At 32.0% G+C, this 20,980-nt stretch carries 23 protein-coding genes; 14 read left to right on the top strand and 9 right to left on the bottom strand.

Features of this window, described 5'->3' with window-relative positions; all coding sequences use genetic code 11:
* Positions 1 to 20: 20 nt before the first annotated feature.
* Positions 21 to 782: a Kdo domain containing protein gene (locus GXM16_RS13870; RefSeq protein ID WP_163395057.1), complete on the bottom strand. Its 762-nt coding sequence runs from the start codon at positions 780 to 782 to the stop codon at positions 21 to 23.
* A gap of 107 nt (positions 783 to 889) precedes the next feature.
* Between GXM16_RS13870 and GXM16_RS13865 the strand changes: the two genes are divergently transcribed.
* The 4 genes from GXM16_RS13865 to GXM16_RS13850 all read left to right on the top strand — a co-directional run bounded on the left by GXM16_RS13865 (position 890) and on the right by GXM16_RS13850 (position 4,929).
* Positions 890 to 1,732: a glycosyltransferase gene (locus GXM16_RS13865; protein ID WP_163395056.1), complete on the top strand. Its 843-nt coding sequence runs from the start codon at positions 890 to 892 to the stop codon at positions 1,730 to 1,732.
* Positions 1,733 to 2,027: 295 nt separating this feature from the next.
* On the top strand, positions 2,028 to 2,987 hold the full coding sequence (locus GXM16_RS13860; RefSeq protein WP_163395054.1) for a WaaS/CpsH family glycosyltransferase: 960 nt from the start codon (positions 2,028 to 2,030) through the stop codon (positions 2,985 to 2,987).
* A gap of 2 nt (positions 2,988 to 2,989) precedes the next feature.
* Positions 2,990 to 3,955, top strand: coding sequence for a hypothetical protein (locus tag GXM16_RS13855; protein WP_163395052.1), 966 nt, complete (start codon positions 2,990 to 2,992; stop codon positions 3,953 to 3,955).
* 17 nt (positions 3,956 to 3,972) lie between these two features.
* Positions 3,973 to 4,929: a WaaS/CpsH family glycosyltransferase gene (locus tag GXM16_RS13850; RefSeq protein WP_163395051.1), complete on the top strand. Its 957-nt coding sequence runs from the start codon at positions 3,973 to 3,975 to the stop codon at positions 4,927 to 4,929.
* Between the two features lies 1 nt (position 4,930).
* Here the strand turns inward: GXM16_RS13850 and GXM16_RS13845 are convergent, their stop codons facing one another.
* On the bottom strand, positions 4,931 to 6,145 hold the full coding sequence (locus GXM16_RS13845; protein ID WP_163395049.1) for a glycosyltransferase: 1,215 nt from the start codon (positions 6,143 to 6,145) through the stop codon (positions 4,931 to 4,933).
* Between the two features lie 330 nt (positions 6,146 to 6,475).
* Between GXM16_RS13845 and GXM16_RS13840 the strand changes: the two genes are divergently transcribed.
* The gene (locus GXM16_RS13840; protein ID WP_163395047.1) at positions 6,476 to 7,204 is read left to right on the top strand and encodes a hypothetical protein; all 729 of its coding nucleotides are present in this window, start codon (positions 6,476 to 6,478) and stop codon (positions 7,202 to 7,204) included.
* Here the strand turns inward: GXM16_RS13840 and GXM16_RS13835 are convergent.
* On the bottom strand, positions 7,184 to 8,074 hold the full coding sequence (locus tag GXM16_RS13835) for an ATP-grasp fold amidoligase family protein (RefSeq protein WP_163395046.1): 891 nt from the start codon (positions 8,072 to 8,074) through the stop codon (positions 7,184 to 7,186). The genes GXM16_RS13840 and GXM16_RS13835 overlap by 21 nt on opposite strands.
* Positions 8,075 to 8,078: 4 nt before the next feature.
* Positions 8,079 to 9,191, bottom strand: coding sequence for a glycosyltransferase family 4 protein (locus GXM16_RS13830; protein ID WP_163395044.1), 1,113 nt, complete (start codon positions 9,189 to 9,191; stop codon positions 8,079 to 8,081).
* Between the two features lie 386 nt (positions 9,192 to 9,577).
* Between GXM16_RS13830 and GXM16_RS13825 the strand changes: the two genes are divergently transcribed.
* A complete protein-coding gene (locus tag GXM16_RS13825) occupies positions 9,578 to 10,147 on the top strand; it encodes an L-threonylcarbamoyladenylate synthase (RefSeq protein ID WP_163395042.1) in 570 nt (189 codons plus the stop codon).
* A gap of 7 nt (positions 10,148 to 10,154) precedes the next feature.
* Here the strand turns inward: GXM16_RS13825 and GXM16_RS13820 are convergent, their stop codons facing one another.
* Positions 10,155 to 11,279 carry a cysteine desulfurase family protein gene (locus tag GXM16_RS13820; RefSeq protein ID WP_163395041.1) on the bottom strand — a complete coding sequence of 375 codons (1,125 nt, stop codon included), beginning with the start codon at positions 11,277 to 11,279 and terminating at the stop codon, positions 10,155 to 10,157.
* An 86-nt stretch (positions 11,280 to 11,365) separates the two neighbouring features.
* Between GXM16_RS13820 and GXM16_RS13815 the strand changes: the two genes are divergently transcribed.
* Complete coding sequence (locus tag GXM16_RS13815) at positions 11,366 to 12,343, top strand: hypothetical protein (RefSeq protein ID WP_163395040.1); 978 nt, start codon at positions 11,366 to 11,368, stop codon at positions 12,341 to 12,343.
* A 138-nt stretch (positions 12,344 to 12,481) separates the two neighbouring features.
* On the opposite strand, the gene GXM16_RS13810 is transcribed toward GXM16_RS13815, so the two are convergent.
* Positions 12,482 to 13,030, bottom strand: a complete 549-nt coding sequence (locus GXM16_RS13810) for a Smr/MutS family protein (RefSeq protein WP_163395039.1) — start codon at positions 13,028 to 13,030, stop codon at positions 12,482 to 12,484.
* Positions 13,020 to 13,205 carry a hypothetical protein gene (locus tag GXM16_RS13805; protein WP_163395038.1) on the bottom strand — a complete coding sequence of 62 codons (186 nt, stop codon included), beginning with the start codon at positions 13,203 to 13,205 and terminating at the stop codon, positions 13,020 to 13,022. The genes GXM16_RS13810 and GXM16_RS13805 overlap by 11 nt, the downstream gene beginning before the upstream one ends.
* A gap of 101 nt (positions 13,206 to 13,306) precedes the next feature.
* Here GXM16_RS13805 and GXM16_RS13800 point away from each other — a divergent pair, with 101 nt between their 5' ends.
* Positions 13,307 to 13,591, top strand: coding sequence for a DUF2752 domain-containing protein (locus GXM16_RS13800; RefSeq protein WP_163395037.1), 285 nt, complete (start codon positions 13,307 to 13,309; stop codon positions 13,589 to 13,591).
* Positions 13,592 to 13,606: 15 nt separating this feature from the next.
* Here the strand turns inward: GXM16_RS13800 and GXM16_RS13795 are convergent, their stop codons facing one another.
* On the bottom strand, positions 13,607 to 14,308 hold the full coding sequence (locus GXM16_RS13795) for a DUF1003 domain-containing protein (RefSeq protein ID WP_163395036.1): 702 nt from the start codon (positions 14,306 to 14,308) through the stop codon (positions 13,607 to 13,609).
* Between the two features lie 190 nt (positions 14,309 to 14,498).
* On the opposite strand from GXM16_RS13795, the gene epsC reads away from it, so the two are divergent.
* The 5 genes from epsC to GXM16_RS13770 all read left to right on the top strand — a co-directional run bounded on the left by epsC (position 14,499) and on the right by GXM16_RS13770 (position 18,358).
* Positions 14,499 to 15,290, top strand: a complete 792-nt coding sequence (gene epsC, locus GXM16_RS13790) for a serine O-acetyltransferase EpsC (protein ID WP_163395034.1) — start codon at positions 14,499 to 14,501, stop codon at positions 15,288 to 15,290.
* A 1-nt stretch (position 15,291) separates the two neighbouring features.
* Positions 15,292 to 16,179, top strand: a complete 888-nt coding sequence (cysM, locus tag GXM16_RS13785; protein ID WP_163395033.1) for a cysteine synthase CysM — start codon at positions 15,292 to 15,294, stop codon at positions 16,177 to 16,179.
* A gap of 110 nt (positions 16,180 to 16,289) precedes the next feature.
* Positions 16,290 to 17,276 (top strand): aldo/keto reductase, encoded by a 987-nt coding sequence (locus GXM16_RS13780; RefSeq protein WP_163395032.1) that lies wholly within the window; start codon positions 16,290 to 16,292, stop codon positions 17,274 to 17,276.
* A 141-nt stretch (positions 17,277 to 17,417) separates the two neighbouring features.
* Positions 17,418 to 17,816, top strand: a complete 399-nt coding sequence (locus GXM16_RS13775) for a hypothetical protein (RefSeq protein WP_163395031.1) — start codon at positions 17,418 to 17,420, stop codon at positions 17,814 to 17,816.
* Between the two features lie 98 nt (positions 17,817 to 17,914).
* Positions 17,915 to 18,358 carry a hypothetical protein gene (locus tag GXM16_RS13770; protein WP_163395029.1) on the top strand — a complete coding sequence of 148 codons (444 nt, stop codon included), beginning with the start codon at positions 17,915 to 17,917 and terminating at the stop codon, positions 18,356 to 18,358.
* On the opposite strand, the gene GXM16_RS13765 is transcribed toward GXM16_RS13770, so the two are convergent.
* Complete coding sequence (locus tag GXM16_RS13765) at positions 18,355 to 19,407, bottom strand: sensor histidine kinase (RefSeq protein ID WP_163395027.1); 1,053 nt, start codon at positions 19,405 to 19,407, stop codon at positions 18,355 to 18,357. The genes GXM16_RS13770 and GXM16_RS13765 overlap by 4 nt on opposite strands.
* A gap of 158 nt (positions 19,408 to 19,565) precedes the next feature.
* Between GXM16_RS13765 and rlmD the strand changes: the two genes are divergently transcribed.
* On the top strand, positions 19,566 to 20,978 hold the full coding sequence (gene rlmD / locus GXM16_RS13760; RefSeq protein ID WP_163395025.1) for a 23S rRNA (uracil(1939)-C(5))-methyltransferase RlmD: 1,413 nt from the start codon (positions 19,566 to 19,568) through the stop codon (positions 20,976 to 20,978).
* Positions 20,979 to 20,980 lie beyond the last annotated feature (2 nt).

The raw sequence follows: 20,980 nt of genomic DNA, 5'->3' as shown, positions 1-20,980 counted from the left end.
ATTTTTAGGGGTATCGGCCATTATTTTTTCCAAAACTTTAATGTCTTTTTTAATCGTTTTTTTCGATGAAATTTATCTCTGAAAGCTTCTGCGCCAGCAATCATTACTTTTAAGACTTCATTATAGGAAGCGCCATAAAGCTTGGCATATTCGTCACTCATCACTTCAAGAATCTTTCTGTTTGGAGTTAATTTTGAAAAGTTCAGAATCCGCTTGTTCAGACTCATTTCTTTATGAAATTTCATTCTGTTTAAGTCCACTAAAAAAAACGAGTAAGAACCCGCAGGATTTTTTTTAATCAGAGTATTTCCCGGAGTGTGGTCTAAAAACTCAATTCCATTTTGATGCAGGTTAAACGTAAACTTTGTAAACTGCCTCAAAATTATTTCATGATCAGGATAATCAAAATCATTGGTTAATTCTCTAAAAGTCAGCTCCGGATAAATTTGCTCACAAACATAATAACTATCCAAAAGGACTCCCTTAAAATTTTCGAAATAAGCGATTGGTGTTGGGGTACCTATTTCTTTTTCAACCAAAATAGTAGCAAATTCATAAGAACGACGCGCTTTTGAAGGTCTGAAAAAAGCGTAGACAACTTTATTTACAAAATTTGGAACTTTAAACGATTTTACATTAAGTGTTACTTCTCCTAAATCAAAAGTTTTAATTTTATTCCTCTTTCCATCAACAAACAGCGTTCCTTTTGTTTCATAATTTTCTACAGCATCTCTTATTTCTTCCTTTTTGCTTAGAAAATCTGGATGATAAACTCCATGCATTTAATTCAGTTTTACGTTTTTTACAAAAGTAACGATTTGGATTTTACTCTTCAAATAATTAATTTAATTTTACGCAAAAGTTTATTCGCTATTTAACAACAAAACAGATGTTCGAACACTATCTAATTACCCGATTTAACCTTAAAAACCCAAATTGGGATGTTACTAAAAACAATGAAGAACTTCTGACTGATGAGTGGATGGAAGACAGAATGTGGCTCTTTGAAAACTTTTGCCTCCCATCTGTTAAAGCACAATCCAATAAAAATTTTACCTGGCTGCTTTATTTAGATACTACAACTGCAGAAAAATACAAAACAAAAATAACGGATTTAACATCCGCAACAGAGAATATCAAACTGTTTTTTATTAACGGAATGAATGAATTCTATCCTGAAATTCAAAAAGCTACAACCAGCGAAAAGCCTTATCTGATTACCACAAGAATCGATAATGATGATGTAATCAGCAAGTATTTTATTGATGAAGTTCAGAAAAAATTTGCTTCTCAGGATTTCCTTGCCATTGATGTTATAAAAGGATACTCGCTACAAATAAAACCAATATACATTTTAGGAAAAAAAGAACATGTTTTTAATCCTTTTATCAGTCTGATTGAAAAGAATGAAAATCCAAAAACTGTCTGGTTTAATGACCATACCCAATGGAAAAAAGAAAGCCGAATTATTCAGGTAACTGATAAAAGGCTCTGGATGTCTATCATACATGAAAAAAACAAAGTCAATGAATTTGATGGTTATGATAATGTAAAATGGCAGGACTTAAAGAATGAATTTATTGTTTCAGGAGAATTAAGTAATCTGATATCGCAGGAAATTATTCCTTATAAAGACTGGTTTTTTCTAAGTTTAAAAAACATGCTTTATGTAAAAATGGTTTTCTTTAGTAAACAAATAAAAAAATCAATTGGACTCTATAAAATAAAATAGAAACTTACAGACTAAGAAATACATCTCTGATTCTCAACAAAAAAGCCAGCTCTTATGAGTTGGCTTTTTTTTGTTTTCACATCATTTGCATCAAAAACTAATTACAATTTAACTATTTATAAACGCAACTATTCTGATTTCCCCACATCTATGAAGTATAGCTTAGAAATAATTTCGAAAATATTATCCAAAGTAATTTTTATAAGAAAACTTACAAATCAAAGAATCCAGTACAATAAATTGTAATTTTAAATGTTCAATTTATTATGCAATATGGATTTTAAAAAAACATTATATGCGTATTACAATAATAAGCCTTGACAATTGGGGGTTTAACAAACACCTTGTAAATGCCCTTGAAGAAAAAGGACACGATGTCCAACATATTAACTTTAATGAATTCACATATAAATACCCTAATATCCTGTACAAAGTTTATAACTTTTTTCTAAAAACATTCTTGAAAAAAAATCTAAAAAGAATACATTTTGGTAAAAGGATAATCGAAACATTAAAAATGAATGACACCCAACAAGATATCATATTAGTAATTAAAGGTGATTTTATTGATCCTAAAAGCATTTTAGAATTAAAAAAATATGCTAAAAAAACATTTGCGTACTTTAATGATAATACGATTCGGTGCCCTAAAATAATTAAAGTTATTCCCTATTTTGATGAAGTTTTTTCTTTTGAAAAAGAAGACTGCGAAAAATATCATCTAAAATTTGCAACAAATTGGATTTACAACCTGACACCTGACAAGCCAGAAAATCCCATTGAGCAGAAAGTTTTTAATATTATTTCTGAAGACAAGAGAATTTCTGTCCTGTCTAAAATTGCCACTGATCTGGAATCAAAAAAAATCAGTCATAAATTATTCGTATACAATAAGAAAATCAAAAAGCGAATAGCATCTATGGAATATATTACAAAACCAATCCCACTATCTGAGATCAATAAACACATAAACGGTTCTCAGGTTTTACTTGACATCAACCGAAAAAACCAAAACGGATTAACTTTTAGAGTATTTGAAAGCCTTGGTCTGAATAAAAAACTAATTACTACAAATTCAGATATCAAAAATTATGATTTTTATAATCCGAACAATATTTTAATTATTGACGAAAAAAATCCCGATATTCCTGTTTCATTTTTCGAGAAAGAATATGTAAAAATACCTGATGCCATTTTTAATAAATACACCCTGGATGGCTGGATCAACAATGTAGTTTATAGTGCCTTTAAATAATTATGCCGAAAAACATATATATCATTTGTCCTCCCAAAAAAGCTACCGGGGGACCAGAAGCATTACATCAATTAGGTTATATTTTAAACACATTAGGATATAATGCCAGAATGTTATACTCCAAATATAAAAAAGATCCCGTACATCCTTTTTATAAAAATTATAATGTGCCCTATGTTACAAGAGTAAAAGACAGTATCGATAATGTCATAATCATACCGGAATCAATGACCAATCTGATTGCCAAATATCCTTTGTCGCAAAAAAAAGTGTGGTGGCTGAGTCTTGATTTTTATGAAATGCTGATGAATAGCCGTGAAAAGAAAAAAAACTGGATTAGACAACTCATTGTACCTTTTAAACATACAGAATATCGTTTTGAACCTAACCCAACTGTTTCACATTGGTACCAGTCACAAAGAACTAAAGAATTTTTGCTCACAAAAAAGCTCGATAATGAAATTGCTTATTTATGCGATTATGTTACGGAGCTATTTTTTGATAACCTTCCGGAAGCTTTTACAAAAGAGGACATCATTACTTATAATCCCAAAAAAGGGCTTGATAAGATTGAAAAATATATGACACTTCTCCCTCAATATACATGGAAACCCTTATCAGGAATGTCCAGAGAAGAAATGAGAGATACTTTGAGAAAAGCAAAACTTCATATCGATTTTGGTTACTTTCCAGGCCGTGATAAAATTCCCAGGGAAGCTCTTGTTTCAGGAGTCTGCCTGTTAACCGGCCGCGACGGAACTTCTGGTTTTAAAGAAGATTTAGGAATACCGGAAAAATATAAGCTTCACGAAAACGAAATGCAGCCTGAAAAGGTTATCGCACTCATTAATCACTTAATGAACAATTATGATGAAGCTTTTTCAGAGTTTTTAGATTTCAGGACTTTTGTACTGAACGAGAAAAATTCAATGATTGAAAGCACCCAAAAACTTTTTGATAAAGCATAATTAAAGCCACTACATTTATGAAAATCTGTCTGATTAGTTTTGATTCAACCTTTTTTGACCACAATATTGTTATTGAATTACAAAAAAGAAGTATCGAAACCCATCATATCGATGCTTCTAAATTTAAGTATAAATACAAATCGGTTTTTGACCGGCTTGGAAATACTTTTGATAAATTAGTTTTAAAAAAAAACAGAAAACATCAGGCGCAGGAAGAATTCATTGTACAGCAGATAAAAAAATTAGGGCATCAGGATGTCATTTTGTTTATACGCCCTGATAAAATAAGCAAAAAAGCCCATTTAGAAATAAAAAAACAGACCGATAAATATCTGACTTATATTTATGACAGCTGCAGAAGGTTTCCAATAGACCATTTACCTTATGGTACATTTGATGAAATATTTTCATTTGATTTAATTGATGTTCAAAAATATAATTTCACTTTTATCCCTAATTATATCTACCTTGAGAAAAAAGAAAGGGTAATTGACAATACAAATGGTAACATTTTTATTGTAATTTCAATAGATGAGCGTTTTGATTTTCTGAATAAAATGGCTGATTATCTTTCTAATCACAGCGTACCTTTTAAATTTATCGCTGTTGGTAAAAAAGCTCCTCAAAACTGCAATCAAAATATTATCTACTCCAGAAGAACACTACTGCCTGAAGATTTAAATGAGGACTTTGAAAACTCAAAAATATTTCTTGATCTGATCCGAAAAGACCATAATGGATTAAGCTTCCGGATTTTTGAAGCATTAGCCATGCAGCGAAAAATCATCACTACAAATGCATCAATAAAGGACTATGATTTTTATAATCCGAATAATATTTTAGTATTGGATGAAAATACAGAAATAAACATAAGTCCTGAATTTCTCACTAAACCGTATGAGCCTTTAGACGAAAAAATTTACTATAAATATACAATCGAAAACTGGGTGAATACAGTATTTAAACTATCGTAAATTATTTTACCAGGCATAGAATTTTCTGCTCGATTGTCTGAGAAGAAAAAGGTTCAATCACTTTTTCAGATTCAGAGCTTATCTTATTCCAAATTTCCTGATTTTGATACAATAAAAGGATGTTCATTACAATTTCCTGACTTGTATTTCCTACAATATATTGCGTATTTTCTCCAAAATCAAATCCTTCGGCACCAATATTTGTGGTAACCAGCGGAAGGCCAAATTCAATACTTTGTCCTATTTTTCCTTTTATTCCGGCTCCGTAACGCAGTGGCGCTACAAAAATCTTCGAATTTAAAAAATAAGGAGATACGTCTTTTACGTAACCAATAATTTTAAATTTATCAGAATGCAGTTTCAATATTGAATCCGGAGGATTGCTCCCAATAATTGAAATCGAAATTTCAGGTTGAGATTTCCACAATGAAGGCATGATTTCTTCGTAAAGATATTCTACTGCATCAACGTTTGGTTTATGATCAAAACCACCTATAAATAATAAATCTTTTCTGTCTTCAAACGAAACAGGATTTTCATTTTTTATAAACTGATGAATATTTCCAATCGTTATTATCTTAGATTCTTCGTTATAATAGTCTTTTAAAGTTTTTCCTTCTAAATCAGAGATTACAATAATCTTATCTGCTTTTTTACAGTTATCCAACTCTAAATTCAGGTACTTATTAGCAACTTCCATTATTTTGGGGTCTTTCAATAATTCAGATTCTCTTTTAAATCTTAGATAATGAAAATCGACCATATCAAAAAACACTTTCATATCTGGTTTCGTAATTTTTACTATAGGAAAATATTTCTCAAAAATTTCAGGACGATGGAGCCATGCAAAATGTACTTTTGGCAGTATTATTTTTAGAAACTCATTTTTTGTAATCAGTTTTCCTTTATTGTCAACAGCCGGTTCATAAACAACAACACCCATTTCTTTAAAAATTTCGATATAATCTGATTTATAACGATATTCTTTAAAATCAGCCAATAAAAAGACACCGACTTTATTCTTCAGAAGAATTTTTATAATCTCTGTTAACCTTCTGGAACCCGAATCTTTATTAAACTCAGGTATTTTAACATCAACAATTAAAACATATGAATCATATTTTAATTCGCTTAAAAAATCAATCTTCTTTCCTTCTTTTTTTAATTTACGGGCTAGTTTTTGTAATCTGAAATATAATTTAATGGCTTTATACATTTTATAAAATTTCGTTTTAATAATGAAATATAACTTCCATTAAATATCGGCTTATTTAGTAATTTAAGTCATGGCTTAATGTTAACCATTAAAACCAGAACCTGTAATTAAGTAGTAAAAATAATGCTTTTTCGCCTTTCATCCTAAAAAAGTGATCTATTTAAACAACTCATTTTTAAGATTAAAATTCTATTAACAAGAAAAAAAAAGACTATATTAAAAAAACAAATATTATCCAAATCATTATTTTTAAGGATTTAATTTCAGATTGTAAATATTACATTTACAACTTAAATTTTTATTCGTATCATAAACATTACTATATAAGAAATGCCTACTCGTAATTTATTGTGGACAAGTGGATGGGATTCTACTTTTAGACTTTTACAAATAATATTAGTCGAAAAAGAAAATGTTCAGCCCATATATGTCATTGACAAAACCCGAAGATCACTCAAGGTTGAGATGGAGGGAATTAAAAAAATCCAGGAAAAAATCAAAGAATTATATCCTGAAGCTTATCAGCGTATCCTTCCTGTCTGGTATGCTGAGGAAGATCTTACTATTAATAAAGAAATAGAAGAAAGTTCAAAATATATCAATTCACTTGTAAGATTAGGCCCTCAATACAGCTGGCTTGCTCAATTTTGTCATAATCATAATTTAAGTAATATAGAGATCAGTAATGATAAAAACCTAAGAACAGATTCACTTACTTATTTTTTAATGACAAATTTTATAAATGCAGATCTTACAAACACGTTAAATCAGGAGAAATACAATAAAATTGCTCCCGTATTTAAGCATTTTTCTTTCCCGGTCACTATGCTGTCTAAAAGGGATATGCTGGATATTGCGATAAAAAACAAGTGGGAAAATATCATGTACTTAACCTGGTTTTGTCATAAGCCTCGAAAAAATAAGGCTTGTGGCAAATGCACTCCCTGCATAAATGTAATAAAAAAACAAATGGGATTTAGAATCCCGGTTGTTAACAGGATGAAAGGGTATTTTAAAATTTATTTCTCAAGGAAAAAATCAAACAGGAAGCTTAATTAAATTTCCCATTTCGAGATTTAAATAATCTACAGGTAACCTTTTATGCCCTCCTGTTGGAAAAAAAGTAAGTTCACCAAACAAAACCCTGTCTTCTATAGAATATAAATCTACCCTCACAAAAATAAACTGATCAGATAATTTGCTGGCAACTTTTAGCATTTCATTAAAATTTGCCGGCTTCTCTATTTCTGATTTCAGCCAGTTTGCATCGTCTTCACTGGAAACAATCTTTTTCCAGTTCAAATCGTAGAAACATTTTTTTTCCTTCCCGTGTTCAGCCTTCTTTACAAGAATATATTTGGGCTGTCCATGAAAACAGTAGAATTTGTAATCAACTAAACCGTCTTCACAATTTGAAATATATTTTTCAATTAAAAGTCTGGGCTTAACATCTCTATAGATAGTTTCTCTATATTTATTATAATAATTACTTTTTAGAAAGGATTTTAGTTTATTTTTCTGGTCAATATGATTAATTGAGGAAGCATTCTTTACAACCACATTATATCCTGAACCATGAGTTCCTCTTATAGCGTATTGTTTAGGTAAACTTTCGAAATCAATTTGCTCAACGTTATCATATATTCCAATTACTTCATTTAGATATTGTCCACCTACTTTCGATTCAACAAAAGAGCGTACAGCAAATTTATCTACATATTTACCATACTCCTCTTTATAGTGATGCAACTTCAGCCATTGAATTTTTTCCATAAATTCTTTAGGATCATCTAAATTCAATATTTTTTTGTTTTTACAAAAATATTTTGCTTTTGTTACTTCTGCATCGTCGTTGGAATATTTATTTAATAAAATAGCTCTTGTTTGATTGTACTTTCTACGTAGAAAATTGTTTAATTTAAATTCCAACTTTTTAATTATTATTTTTCTGTAAAACTTCTTTTAGTTCTTTAATCATCTTTTTTGAAACAACTTCTTTTGTACAATTTTCCATTAGAAATTTCCGCCCATTTACAGTACAATTCTTTTGGAGCACTGTATCATTTAACATCTGCTCTACCTTATCAGCAAACGACAATGCATTTCCAACCTCAGCCAGCAACCCTGTTTGATTATCTATAACAACTTCCGGAACTCCTCCTGCGTTTGCTGCAACAACAGGTACTCTGCAAGCATAGGATTCCAAAACTACACCTCCTAACGGTTCGCAGTTTGAAGTAAATAATAATAAATCAAACTCAGGCAGCACTTCCGGTATATCTGTTCTAAAACCTGCTAAAATAATTTCGTTTTCTAAACCTAATTCCGAAATTTGTTTTCTTATTTTCATTTCTAAAGGACCTTTACCAATTAAAATATATTTGGCTTTAACTCCTCTTTTTACCAGTTCTGCGACTGTATTTACCCAGGTAACATGATCCTTGAAATCAACAAAAGCAGCTATATTACCAATAATTTTATAATCTGAAGGGATATTAAACTGTTTATGCAAAACACCGGTTTTCTCTGTTTTGGTAAATTTATGTACATCAGTTACACAGCCTACTACACATAATTTACTATGATCTTTTACAACTGGTTTTAAAATATCAACTACCGGATATGAAACACATATAATTTTTTTTATGCCGCTATAATCATACTTCCATTTTCTAAAAAAGTTTGTATCAACTCTTTTTATTAAAGTTCTGCACAAAACCAAAGGCTGTCTGAGGCTAAAAAACAGCTTTGACAGTACCATCAGTGTATGAGAATGACTATTGTGTATAAACACTAAATCTGCATTAAGCTCCTTTGCTATTTTTGAAAACCTTTTAGCGTACTTTAAATCATATTCTGATTTATTATTTAGTGGAATAACATTCATGCCTTTCTGAGTTGCAATTTTAAAAGTTTCAGAATCATCCGGACATATAATCCATTGCTCATCTACATATCCAAATTCCTTAAATGCCTCATATAAGTATATGATCTTTTGTTCGTGTCCTCGCCAACCTCTTGAAACAGTAACCTGTATTAACCTCATCTCTTTCTTAAACTAAAATCATTAAACGTAATTATTTTTTACAATATAGTATATAATTGGAGTGCTTATATTTCAGCCTATACTTAACAGCAGAAAAATCCCACTTTAACAATCTTATTGAATTTTAACAGTCTTTAAACAAGAAAATAAGCACTTTTGAATGCAAATATAATATAATAGAACAATAAACCTAAAACTATTATTATTATTAAAAAAAACTGAAAAAAGACTGCTTTAATATATATTGATATTTGACAAATTATTTTTACTGCAAATATTTTTTAACATTTGTCTATACAATCTGTGAGTAAAACGATCTGGTAATTTGAACTTTTTATTCGTTTCTTTGCATGGGTAATTATTAATATTCAATTCTAAATATAAAAATGGAAAATCTTAATGAAGAAATACATAAAGCTTTCGAAATAATAAAAGAAGGCGGTATCATTCTTTATCCAACTGATACTGTTTGGGGAATTGGCTGTGATGCTACAAACCCTGATGCAGTTGCCAAAATATATAAGCTTAAAAAACGTGCAGAAACTCAAAGCATGATTGTATTAATGAATGGCGAAAAAATGATGTACAATGTTTTTAAAAATATTCCCGAAGTAGCCTGGCAAATTCTTGATTTATCTGAAAAACCAACAACTTTAATTTTAGACGAACCGCGAAATGTTGCTCCAAACATCATTGCTGTTGACAATTCACTTGGAATTCGATTGGTAAAAGAACCTTTTTGTTTTAAATTATTAGAGAGAATGAAAAAGCCATTAGTGTCTACTTCTGCTAATATTTCAGGACAGCCAACACCAATTGCATTTAAAGATATTAATCCTGAAATTATCAAAGGAGTTGATTATGTCGTGAATTTATATCGTGATAAAGTTGCTGGAAAACCTTCAACAATCATTAAATTAACAAATGATTCGCAGGTAAAAGTAATCCGTAAATAATCGACAACTACATTATTTTAAGCCCCTCAATCAACAAATCAATATCCTCTTTGGTATTGTAATGACTGAATGAAACCCGGAGATTAGGTAATTTTAAATCGGTCTCCGAAAGTATTTCTTTTAAAACATGTGAAGGCTTTACACTTCCGGACTGGCAGGCGCTTCCTCTCGAAACCGCTATTCCTTTCATATCCAGACTAAATAGCAACATTGCAGTTTTATCTTGTGAAAAAGGTAAAACAATATTTATAATATTATAAAAATCGTCTTTTTTACCCACAATCCGGAAATCCGGAAAATGAATTTCAAACTGAGTTATCAAATACATTTTCAAACCAAAAATATATTCACGCTCGGTTTCAAGGTTTTCATATGAAATTGCTAAAGCTGTTGCCATTCCGGCAATTTGATGAACAGCCTCTGTTCCGGCACGCAATCCTTTTTCCTGCTCTCCGCCAAAAAGTAAAGGCTGTAACCCTGAATTTTTTCGAACAAAAGCAAAACCAGCACCTTTTGGTCCATGAAATTTATGAGCACTCGCCACGATAAAATCTACGGAACATTTTTGTAAATCAATTTTGGTTTTTCCAACAGACTGTACAGTATCAGAATGAAACAGCGCATTATATTGTTTGCAGATCACACTAACTCTTTCCATATCTAAAATAGTCCCTGTTTCATTATTAACATGCATCAAGCTTACAATTGTCTTTATTTCTTGAGATAATAAATTAGACAAATGCGTTAAATCGACACTCCCGTCAGGATTTATATTCACATAATCGACCTGAATATTATAATCAGACTGCAAGGCCAGAGCTGTATATAAAACAGCATGATGCTCAATTTTAGAGGTGACAATTCGCTGCACTTTCAGATCTTCTACAACAGAGCGAAGGATCCAGTTATTTGCTTCGGTACCACCTGAAGTAAAAATTATTTCCTGAGCCGAACAATTGAGATATTTTGAGATATTTTTTCTGGAAAGCTCAATAATTGTTTTTGTATTTCTCCCAAAACTGTGTGTAGAAGACGGATTTCCATAATCATCCATCATAATTCTTGTCATTTCCTGAACAACTTCAGGTCGCATGGCAGTAGTAGAAGCGTTATCAAGGTATACTTTTTTCATTAAGGCAAAGTTATGAAATATCAATTGTCAATTCTTAAATATCATTTGCGAAATTTTTCACTATTTTTGATGCAAATAAAATTACGATGAAAAAATACGCATGCCTGCTTTTATTCGCCCTTTTGTTAAACGGATGTGACGATGGGGATTTAACTGTAGAAACTTTTGATTTTGACAACCCGGATATTAAAATCGAAAATTGTACAGATACTTACGAACTTCTTTATAAACTAAAAAACCAGGAAAGTTTATTATTACAAATGCCTGAAGACAAACTAGAAAATGTGGCAGGTGAACAAACTTTTGATATTGACAACATCAATTACAGACTGGTATACAGAACATATGACGGAACTGTAGCAAAAACTAATATTTGTGATGCTATTAGACCATCATTACCAAATGTAACTGATGAATGGTATGCTAAAAACGGTACAATTGTAATTGTAACAAAAGCTAAATACGGCCCACCAAACACGACCGAAAACAGTACCCGAATAGTTGGATATACACATAGTATTTCATTTAAAAACCTTACTTATTCCAAACCTGCCGGAAAACAGGTAGGACCTGATTTTGTTTTTGGGGATATTGATACAACTGTTGATGGCTTAGACTTAACATTTGATGAAAGTGCTGATTTATGCACTTCTACGACTAACGGAAAAGTAGTATACAATTTTGATGACGTAACATCCTTAATGATAAACAATATTGACCCTGCTCTGATTGCCAATGAAACTACACCTTCTGGAACTCCAAGAACTGGCTTAATTAGTCCAACTCAAAACAGGGTCGTATACAATGTTTATAATGGGTTTATTCCAACTGATTATTTCTGTAAAACTCCAATTCCGTCAAGTCCTGCCATTACCCAAACCTGGACCGGACTGGACGGCGTAGCGGGACAAACCGGCATTATTGAAGTAACCACCACCAGTGTAGGACCGGGAGTTTTTAAACATGTCATCATATTAAGAGATGTAATTTTAGATAATGGAAACGTAAACTTTAAATTAGGAAATAGTTTCTTACTAGGTGAGCTATTCACAACATCTAATTAAGCTTTAAAACAGATTTAAAAAAACTCTTTTTTCTTGTAAATTAAACGTCCTTTTTTAGTCTTACTTTATTAAGAAGTATGAATTAAAAAAGGACGCTTTTTTTAACCCTTATAAAATAATTTTCTAAAAGCGAATCGGTTATTTGTTTTGCTTAAAATAAACTTCTGTAGCTCCAAGACCATATTTTTGATAATTTGCATCCTGAAAATCGATACCGTCATACCGGCCTAACAAAAAATCAAGTTCGGCTTTCAGAATCCCTTCACCAACCCCGTGTATAAAAACAATCTTCGGAATACGGTTTTTAATTGCAAATTCAATATGTCTCTTTGCAGTTTCAGTCTGCAGTGTCAAAATATCATAATTCGACATTCCGCGTTTGTTCGGAACTAATTTTTCGATGTGTAAATCAAATTCCGGAGCCGAAATTTCGCGCTTATCTCTCTTCTCTTTCACAAAACTTCGTGGTTTTGGCTCTTCTTTTTGTTTTGATACAGAATCCAAATCAATTCTTTTAATTGAATTCATTAAGTTACTTGAATCTTGTACCTTGATTAATTCATTGACAAGAAACGTCATCATAAACCCATCTTCAGATTCGATCAAAACTTCGTTATTTTTAACAGAAACTACCGTTCCGTTAATGGCTTCGTCCAGAACAGAAACCTTATCTCCTTTATTCAGCATCCTCTTCTTCTTTTTCCTGATTTTTACTTGGTGTCTTTGCGCTTAACTGCATCATGCCAAACATAAATACTGCAATTGCAATTACTGTTATATAGATATTTTTATCTTCAGAAACCTGTTGGTACAATGCAACCGAAATTGCAAGAACCATTATTAGAATTTTAAAAGCTTTCATATTTTTAATATAAGACCTCAAAAATAAGAAACTTTAAAGTAGTACCTCTGTCCTAATTTAAATCTTATATCTATTTTTGTAAAATTGTAAAAACAAAACCGTTGGATTTAGAAAAATATATGCTGCCTTGTTTCAGTAAAACCTTATTCGGAATTGAATGTTTCGGCTGCGGATTCCAACGTGCCTTGTTTTTACTTTTTCAGGGTGATTTTTTAGCCGCTTTTAAGATGTATCCTGCAATCTACACTTCGCTTATTTTTTTAGGGATAGTAGCTTTGCATTTTTTAGACAAAGCCAAAAATTACAATAAATTACTTTGGGCTTCGGGAATTATAAATGCTGTATTTATGATTGGAGGATACTATTATAAACATTTCTATCTTTAACTTTTTTGATCCGGATTATTTTTTTATTTGATTTAAAATATCATTCATCATCTCGATCTGGACTTTTTGGATTTCGATTAACTCTTGTTGCTGGTGCATAATCAAATGATCAATTTTATCATGAATCATCCTGATTTCTAATTCAGATTTCAGGTTAATCATATAATCTTTTTTGGCACGGGTACGGTCTTTTTCTTCCTGACGATTCTGGCTCATCATAATTACCGGTGCCTGCAAAGCTGCGATGCATGATAAAATAAGGTTCAGTAAAATAAATGGGTATGGATCGAAACCTTTGTTCATTAAAACATAAACATTAGACCCAATCCAAATCACAATAAAAATTATAAACGAAATGATAAAAGTCCAGCTTCCGCCAAAATCAGCTACTTTGTCAGCGATTTTTTGCCCGAAATTCCTCTTTTCATCTTCATCTTCTACAATACTCACAATCGATTTATCTTCATTTAAAGAAGAAATAACACTTTTCTCAAGATCAGAAAGCGCACCGATTTCATTAGTTAAATAATCCGAAATATATTTCTGCCGATACTTATTTAATTCCTGAAAAGAGATAAAATCACTATCGCAAAAGGAAGGATGGTCTTTAACAATAAGCCCTAAAACAGGATCATGTATTGATTTCCCTGAAACTTTCTCAGTTTCTGGAAATGAAAGATTAGAAATAGCACTCTTAAAAGTAGAATCTTTTTTCATTTTACTCTGTTTTACTTGCTAATTTACACATTTAAGTTCTTAACAATCTTATAAATTACTGTTCTCAAAATTTATTTTATTTATCACAAATTGAATTTTCAATATAAAATTTCTTTAGGGAATTCATGCTTTTATTTACAAAAAACACCTTACTTTTAACGTTTCAAATTATCCATTCAATTTTACAATTGTGTCAAAAGATCTTATCATACAAAATATCAAAGCTTTAAAAAGCCATTCTAACATAAATTACGGCATTAAAACTAAAACCGAAGAGTTTACAGAAAAGCTTTTTTATACTCTTTTTGATTCAAACGCTGTTTTAGATGAAAGCATTGACGAGCTGGAATTTCGTTTTAAAGAAATTGCTGTCATGGCATGCAAAAAACCGGAAAGATTATGTGGATCTATGTGGGACCTTTTTCTGGAAAAACTACCTGAAGTTTTAGAGAAACTGAATCAGGATGCCGAATATATTTTAGAAAATGATCCTGCCTCAAACAGCATAGACGAAGTTTATCTGGGATATCCCGGCTTCTATGCAATTGCAATTTACAGGTTAAGCCATGAATTATACAAACTCGATTTGTTACTATTTTCACGATTAATGAGCGAATATGCGCATCGAATTACAGGAACTGATATTCACGCCGGAGCGAACATTGCTTCACCGTTTTTTATTGATCATGCCACCGGAATTGTTATAGGGGAAACAACTGTAATAGAAAAACACGTAAAAATTTATCAGGGAGTTACCTTGGGTGCCCTGAGCGTGAGTAAAGACATGAAAAATGCCAAACGCCATCCAACTGTTGAAAAAAATGTTTGTATTTATGCCAATGCAACCATTTTGGGAGGCGAAACCATTATAGGCAAAAATAGCATTGTGGGAGGAAACGCCTGGGTAACCAAATCAATCCCTGCAGATTCAATAGTATTGAATACCACTACAACCGAAGTTAAAATAAAAGAAAAAAAATAGAATGAAACCACAGAAATTAATCAACCTGATTGGTAATACTCCACTAATGGAAACTGTCAATCTGGTCAAAAATAAAAACGTAAAACTTTTATTAAAACTCGAAGGCAACAACCCGGGCGGAAGTGTAAAAGACAGGGCCGCTTATAACATGATTGCATCGGCTCTGGAAAGAGGTGATATCAAAAAAGGAGATAAATTAATTGAAGCTACAAGTGGTAACACCGGAATTGCACTAGCGATGATTGCTCAGTTATTTCAGGTTGAAATAGAATTAGTGTTACCTGAAGATTCCACAAAAGAACGTACACAAACCATGCGCGCTTATGGTGCAACGGTTATTTTGACACCTGCCAGTGAAGGAATTATCGGTTCACGTGACTACGCTGACAAAAAAGTAGCTGAAGGAGGTTACGTAATGTTAAATCAGTTCGCGAATGACGACAACTGGAAAGCACATTACAAAACAACAGGACCCGAAATATGGGAAGATACTGAAGGGACTGTAACTCATTTTGTGTCAGCAATGGGGACGACCGGAACCATTATTGGCACCTCATCTTATTTGAAGGAGAAAAATCCAAATGTTCAGATCATCGGGGCACAGCCGAGCGACGGATCCCAGATTCCTGGAATTCGTAAATGGCCTCAGGAATATTTACCAAAGATTTTTGATGCCTCAAAAGTGGATACCGTTGTGGATGTAAGTGAAAAGGAAGCAAGAGAAATGACTAAAAGGCTAGCATTAGAAGAAGGAGTTTTTGCAGGAATGAGCAGTGGTGGTTCTGTTGCTGTAGCCCTTAAAATTGCAGAACAGCTAGAATCAGGCGTTATTGTAGCTATTATCTGCGATCGCGGTGATCGTTATTTATCTTCTGATTTATTTGATTAAATAGAGATTCTAAGGTTCTGAGTCACTAAAATTCTAAGTTTTTTTTCACTTAGTTTATAAAATCTCAGCAACTCAGAACCTTAGCAACTTAGAACCTTAAAAGAAATAAAATGAACTACAGAAAATTAGGCAAGACCAATTTTAATATATCCGAAATTTCACTTGGCACCTGGCAGGTTGGAGGGAAATGGGGATCAGCTTTTGATAACAAAACTGCAGATGAGCTTTTAAATACAGCAATTGATAATGGAGTTAACTTTATTGACACAGCAGATGTTTATGAAAACGGCTTAAGTGAAACCGCTGTTGGAAGAGTCGTTCGTTCGAGATCTGAGCGTATTTATGTAGCTACAAAATGTGGACGACATATTAATCCCCATGTTAGTGAAGGATACCAGCCAAAAGTACTTCAAAAATACATTGAAGACAGCTTAAAAAGACTGGGAGTAGAAGTTCTTGACTTAATTCAACTCCACTGCCCTCCTACTGATGTTTTTTATCGGCCTGAAATTTTTGAACTGTTTGATCGTCTGAAAGAGCAGGGAAAAATTTTAAATCTTGGTGTTAGCGTTGAAAAAGTAGAAGAAGCTTTGAAAGCAATAGAATATTCAAACGTTACAACTGTACAGATTATTTTTAATTTATTTCGTCAGCGTCCTTCACAATTATTTTTCTCCGAAGCAAGGAAAAAAGATATCGGGATCATTGCCCGGGTTCCATTAGCAAGTGGTCTCTTAACCGGCAAATTTGATGCAAAAACAACTTTCGAACCGCAAGATCACAGAAATTTCAACAGAAACGGAGATGCCTTTGACAAAGGGGAGACTTTCTCAGGCATTGATTATGAATTAGGGCTTAAAACTGTTGAGGAATTAAAAGCACTATTTCCTGATGCTACAAATTTAGCTCCTTATGCTTTACAATGGATTTTGAGTTTTGAAGATATCAGTTGTATCATTCCGGGTGCTTCAAAAGAAAATCATGTACTTTCTAATTTATCAGTTTATAATCTGCCTAAATTATCCTCGGAAAAGATTGAAGACATGAATAAAATTTACAATGAATACATAAAACCCTCTGTACATCAGTTGTGGTAATTGTTTTTTAAAGGATGTAAAACATTAAACATTTAAGTTTCTAATATTTTAAAAGTAAAATCTTATAAATTTTTCTCATGATTTAAGCAACCCTTTTACAATCAACTCATCTTAACAATAATCAACCTTAAATCACTAACCATGAAAAAATTAAGTTTTATTGTTTTTATTGTCTCTTTTATAGCTGTTTCTTGCAGTAATGATGAAAATTCCCAGGAAGAAGATTCTCAAAAATTAGACAAAATGTACGACGAGATTGTTGCAGCTTCTCTGGCTAACTCTGAACCATGTACAAATCCTCAGGAATGGAGTTATGTTGCCACGGGTGCGAAAGCTTGTGGAGGCTATGCAACATATGTTGTATATTCTAAAAAAATTGATACCGAGAAGTTTTTAGAAAAAATAAAAAAATATTCAGATGCTCAAAAAGAATACAATAAAAAATGGGGAGCTATCTCTGATTGTGCTATGTTAGTAGTAGAACCAACAGGCATCAAATGTTCTGAGGGAAAACCTGTTTTGACCTATTCTCTTCCATAATTAAGATTGAGTTTTAAATTCTAAGGTACTACTTCCTAAAATTTTAAATCCTAAAATAAAGTTTAGTACCTTAGGATCTTATATCACAACTTAAAATAATGTTTACCAAATCAAATTTTAAAGAATGGTTCAATCGATACAAATATGCTGAACTAGCAAGCACTAGTGCCGCACTTATTAGCTCGCTTTTTAGCAAAATTTATGGCGGATTAACAACAGCTTATTTGATTACGTTTGCAGAATACCTGGCTTTTTACAGTGTGATTATATTCTCTTCTTATAAAAAAACAGTAAAACAGAATAAACTTTTAGGACAAAGAACTTCTTCTTTAGAAATCCTTAAACTTTTAAAAAACTTAATTTTAGAGTTTGGATATCCAGCAATATTAGATTTTTTAATCATTCGCCCTTTTTGCATGTACTGGATGCCAATACTTTTCGGAAACTATTTCTTCGGAATTATTTTTGGAAAAATTTCAGCCGATTTGTGTTTCTATTTTTTCACAATTGTCAATTATGAATTTATCAAAAGAAAATATTAGCAGTTTTCAAATACTATTTTAAATTCGGCACCTTTATTTGCACCATCGCTGGAAGCTGTTAGTATTCCCTTATTTCTTTCAATAATTTTTTTACACAAATATAAACCAATTCCTGTTGAAGATTCGTTGGCGGTTCCAAGTCGGCTCATTTTCGTGAATTTTTTGAATAGTTCCTCAATCTGATGTTGACTGAAACCTATTCCCCTATCAGAGACTGTTATAACCAAAGAATTATTTTCAGTAAAAATCCTCAGTATAATTTCGCTGTCAAAATAAGAGAACTTAACAGCATTGCTGATTAAATTTACTAATACCTGAATTAATAAGCCCTCATCAATTTTAAGCATAGTTTCTTCAGTTTCTATACTTACGTTCAGACTAATATTTTTATCAATAAGGCGCTGTTCTACCTGTTCATTGACAAAATCCAATACCTCCGGAAAAAATATTTTTCTTGGCTGTGGATTTATTTTTATAAACTGATCCTGTTCATCCAGCAGTTTAATAAAATTTTCAATATATCTAAACTGTAAATTTGTTGATTCACAAATCAACTCAGCCAAATCCTTAATTGACTCTGATGGTTTTTCCTCAATAATGAGTTTCGCAAGTCCCTGAGGATTTCCTGCAAAGTTTTTCAAATCATGCGAAAGCATATAAATTAAATCCTGCTTTTCATTTATAAAACTTTCGGCCTCAAAAATGGATTCCTGAATATTGCTCATCAATAAACCAGCTTCGTCATGATATTCTGTAGGCAAAACCGATAATTTTCTTTGATTTCTGTATTCATCCAATGATTTTGAAGCTATAACAATTGGTTTAATCAGCTGATTTAAAACCAGAAGCGTGATTGCTGTTGCCAACAAAGTCATAATTAGTGAAAAAATCAAAACTGATGTGGCCGGAATAGTATTGTCGAAATACAAAACAAAAAACAAAATTCCGATCAAAGGAATATGAATACCTATAAAAGCAACAAAGAGGAATTTGAAAGCATAACTTTTTTTTAAAAAGCCAATTTTCGAAAGATGATGATACAACTTCATATGAAATAACAATTACTTGGACTTAAATTGGGGCTATCGAAGCATTTGATGCAACAAAGTTAGTTTTAAAAGCTGATTTAGAGATGCAAATTATAGAATTTCATAAAATATTTTAAAAATTAAATTTATAAAAGTTTACAAACCCTTATTTTTGCGCTATGGGAAGAAAAAACACAGATAAAGTCGTCTTTCATCAAATACAAGTTCTTGATGCAGGCGCAAAAGGCGTATCAGTTGCAAAAGCTCCTGACGGAAAAGTAATCTTTATTCCGAATGTAGTTCCGGGCGATGTAGTTGATGTGCAGACTTTTAAAAAACGTAAGGCTTATTACGAAGGAAAAGCCGTTAAATTTCATGAATTATCAGAACACCGTATAGATCCGATTTGCGAACATTTTGGTGTTTGCGGCGGATGTAAGTGGCAAAATATGAAATATAGCCAACAGCTGTATTACAAACAAAATGAAGTAAAAAACCATCTGCAAAGAATTGGCAAAATTGAATTACCGGAATTTGAGGATATTTTAGGCTCTGATAAACAGTTTTTTTACAGAAACAAAATGGAGTTTTCTTTTTCTAACAGCCGCTGGTTAACCGAAAAAGAGATTGGAAGTACTGAAGATTTAGGAAACAGAAATGCGTTAGGCTTTCACATTCCAAAAATGTGGGACAAGATTCTGGACATTACCAAATGCCATTTACAGGAAGATCCTTCAAACGCTATCCGAAATGAAATCAGGGCTTTTGCAAACGAAAATAATTTAGCTTTCTTTAATCCAAGAGAACATTCGGGTTTATTGAGAACGTTTATGATACGTACTGCCTCAACCGGTGAAATCATGGTTTTAATCCAGTTTTTCGAAAATGATAAAGCTGGCCGTGAGCTCATTCTGGACCATCTTTACGAAAAATTTCCACAAATTACATCTTTGCAATATGTGGTCAATTCAAAACCAAATGATACCATTTACGATCAGGATATAAAATTATATAAAGGAAGGGATTATATACTGGAAGAAATGGAAGGTTTGAAATTTAGCATTAATGCCAAATCATTTTACCAGACCAACTCAGATCAGGCATACGAACTATACAAGATAACACGTGATTTCGCAGGACTTTCAGGTAATGAAACCGTGTATGATTTGTATACCGGAACCGGAACCATTGCACAATTTGTATCGAAAAAAGCAAAAAAAGTAATTGGTGTAGAAAGTGTACCTGAGGCTATTTTAGATGCTAAAGCAAATGCCGAACGCAATAATATTACAAATTGTGAGTTTTTTGTTGGAGACATGAAAGTTGTTTTCAACGAAGCTTTTATCGCACAGCATGGCAAACCGGATGTTATCATTACGGATCCTCCGCGGGATGGAATGCATAAGGATGTTATAGAACAAATTTTAAAAATTGCACCTAAAAAAGTAGTTTATGTAAGCTGTAACTCTGCAACCCAGGCAAGGGATCTGGCTTTAATGGACGAGAAATACACAGTAACACGTGTACGCCCGGTAGATATGTTTCCACAGACACATCATGTCGAAAATGTTGTACTTTTAGAACTTCGATAATA

This window comes from Flavobacterium limi, assembly GCF_010645075.1.
Taxonomy (GTDB): domain Bacteria; phylum Bacteroidota; class Bacteroidia; order Flavobacteriales; family Flavobacteriaceae; genus Flavobacterium; species Flavobacterium limi.
Note: the sequence above shows the minus strand (reverse complement) of the source record. Positions and strands in the feature narration are given on the sequence as shown.

What these genes read in the sequence shown, in the direction of transcription:
- GXM16_RS13870 (WP_163395057.1), bottom strand. Translation starts at nt 782, where the DNA reads ATGCATGGAGTTTATCATCCAGATTTTCTAAGCAAAAAGGAAGAAATA.
- GXM16_RS13865 (WP_163395056.1), top strand. Translation starts at nt 890, where the DNA reads ATGTTCGAACACTATCTAATTACCCGATTTAACCTTAAAAACCCAAAT.
- GXM16_RS13860 (WP_163395054.1), top strand. Translation starts at nt 2,028, where the DNA reads ATGCGTATTACAATAATAAGCCTTGACAATTGGGGGTTTAACAAACAC.
- GXM16_RS13855 (WP_163395052.1), top strand. Translation starts at nt 2,990, where the DNA reads ATGCCGAAAAACATATATATCATTTGTCCTCCCAAAAAAGCTACCGGG.
- GXM16_RS13850 (WP_163395051.1), top strand. Translation starts at nt 3,973, where the DNA reads ATGAAAATCTGTCTGATTAGTTTTGATTCAACCTTTTTTGACCACAAT.
- GXM16_RS13845 (WP_163395049.1), bottom strand. Translation starts at nt 6,145, where the DNA reads ATGTATAAAGCCATTAAATTATATTTCAGATTACAAAAACTAGCCCGT.
- GXM16_RS13840 (WP_163395047.1), top strand. Translation starts at nt 6,476, where the DNA reads ATGCCTACTCGTAATTTATTGTGGACAAGTGGATGGGATTCTACTTTT.
- GXM16_RS13830 (WP_163395044.1), bottom strand. Translation starts at nt 9,191, where the DNA reads ATGAGGTTAATACAGGTTACTGTTTCAAGAGGTTGGCGAGGACACGAA.
- GXM16_RS13825 (WP_163395042.1), top strand. Translation starts at nt 9,578, where the DNA reads ATGGAAAATCTTAATGAAGAAATACATAAAGCTTTCGAAATAATAAAA.
- GXM16_RS13820 (WP_163395041.1), bottom strand. Translation starts at nt 11,279, where the DNA reads ATGAAAAAAGTATACCTTGATAACGCTTCTACTACTGCCATGCGACCT.
- GXM16_RS13815 (WP_163395040.1), top strand. Translation starts at nt 11,366, where the DNA reads ATGAAAAAATACGCATGCCTGCTTTTATTCGCCCTTTTGTTAAACGGA.
- GXM16_RS13810 (WP_163395039.1), bottom strand. Translation starts at nt 13,030, where the DNA reads ATGCTGAATAAAGGAGATAAGGTTTCTGTTCTGGACGAAGCCATTAAC.
- GXM16_RS13805 (WP_163395038.1), bottom strand. Translation starts at nt 13,205, where the DNA reads ATGAAAGCTTTTAAAATTCTAATAATGGTTCTTGCAATTTCGGTTGCA.
- GXM16_RS13795 (WP_163395036.1), bottom strand. Translation starts at nt 14,308, where the DNA reads ATGAAAAAAGATTCTACTTTTAAGAGTGCTATTTCTAATCTTTCATTT.
- cysM (WP_163395033.1), top strand. Translation starts at nt 15,292, where the DNA reads ATGAAACCACAGAAATTAATCAACCTGATTGGTAATACTCCACTAATG.
- GXM16_RS13780 (WP_163395032.1), top strand. Translation starts at nt 16,290, where the DNA reads ATGAACTACAGAAAATTAGGCAAGACCAATTTTAATATATCCGAAATT.
- GXM16_RS13775 (WP_163395031.1), top strand. Translation starts at nt 17,418, where the DNA reads ATGAAAAAATTAAGTTTTATTGTTTTTATTGTCTCTTTTATAGCTGTT.
- GXM16_RS13770 (WP_163395029.1), top strand. Translation starts at nt 17,915, where the DNA reads ATGTTTACCAAATCAAATTTTAAAGAATGGTTCAATCGATACAAATAT.
- GXM16_RS13765 (WP_163395027.1), bottom strand. Translation starts at nt 19,407, where the DNA reads ATGAAGTTGTATCATCATCTTTCGAAAATTGGCTTTTTAAAAAAAAGT.
- rlmD (WP_163395025.1), top strand. Translation starts at nt 19,566, where the DNA reads ATGGGAAGAAAAAACACAGATAAAGTCGTCTTTCATCAAATACAAGTT.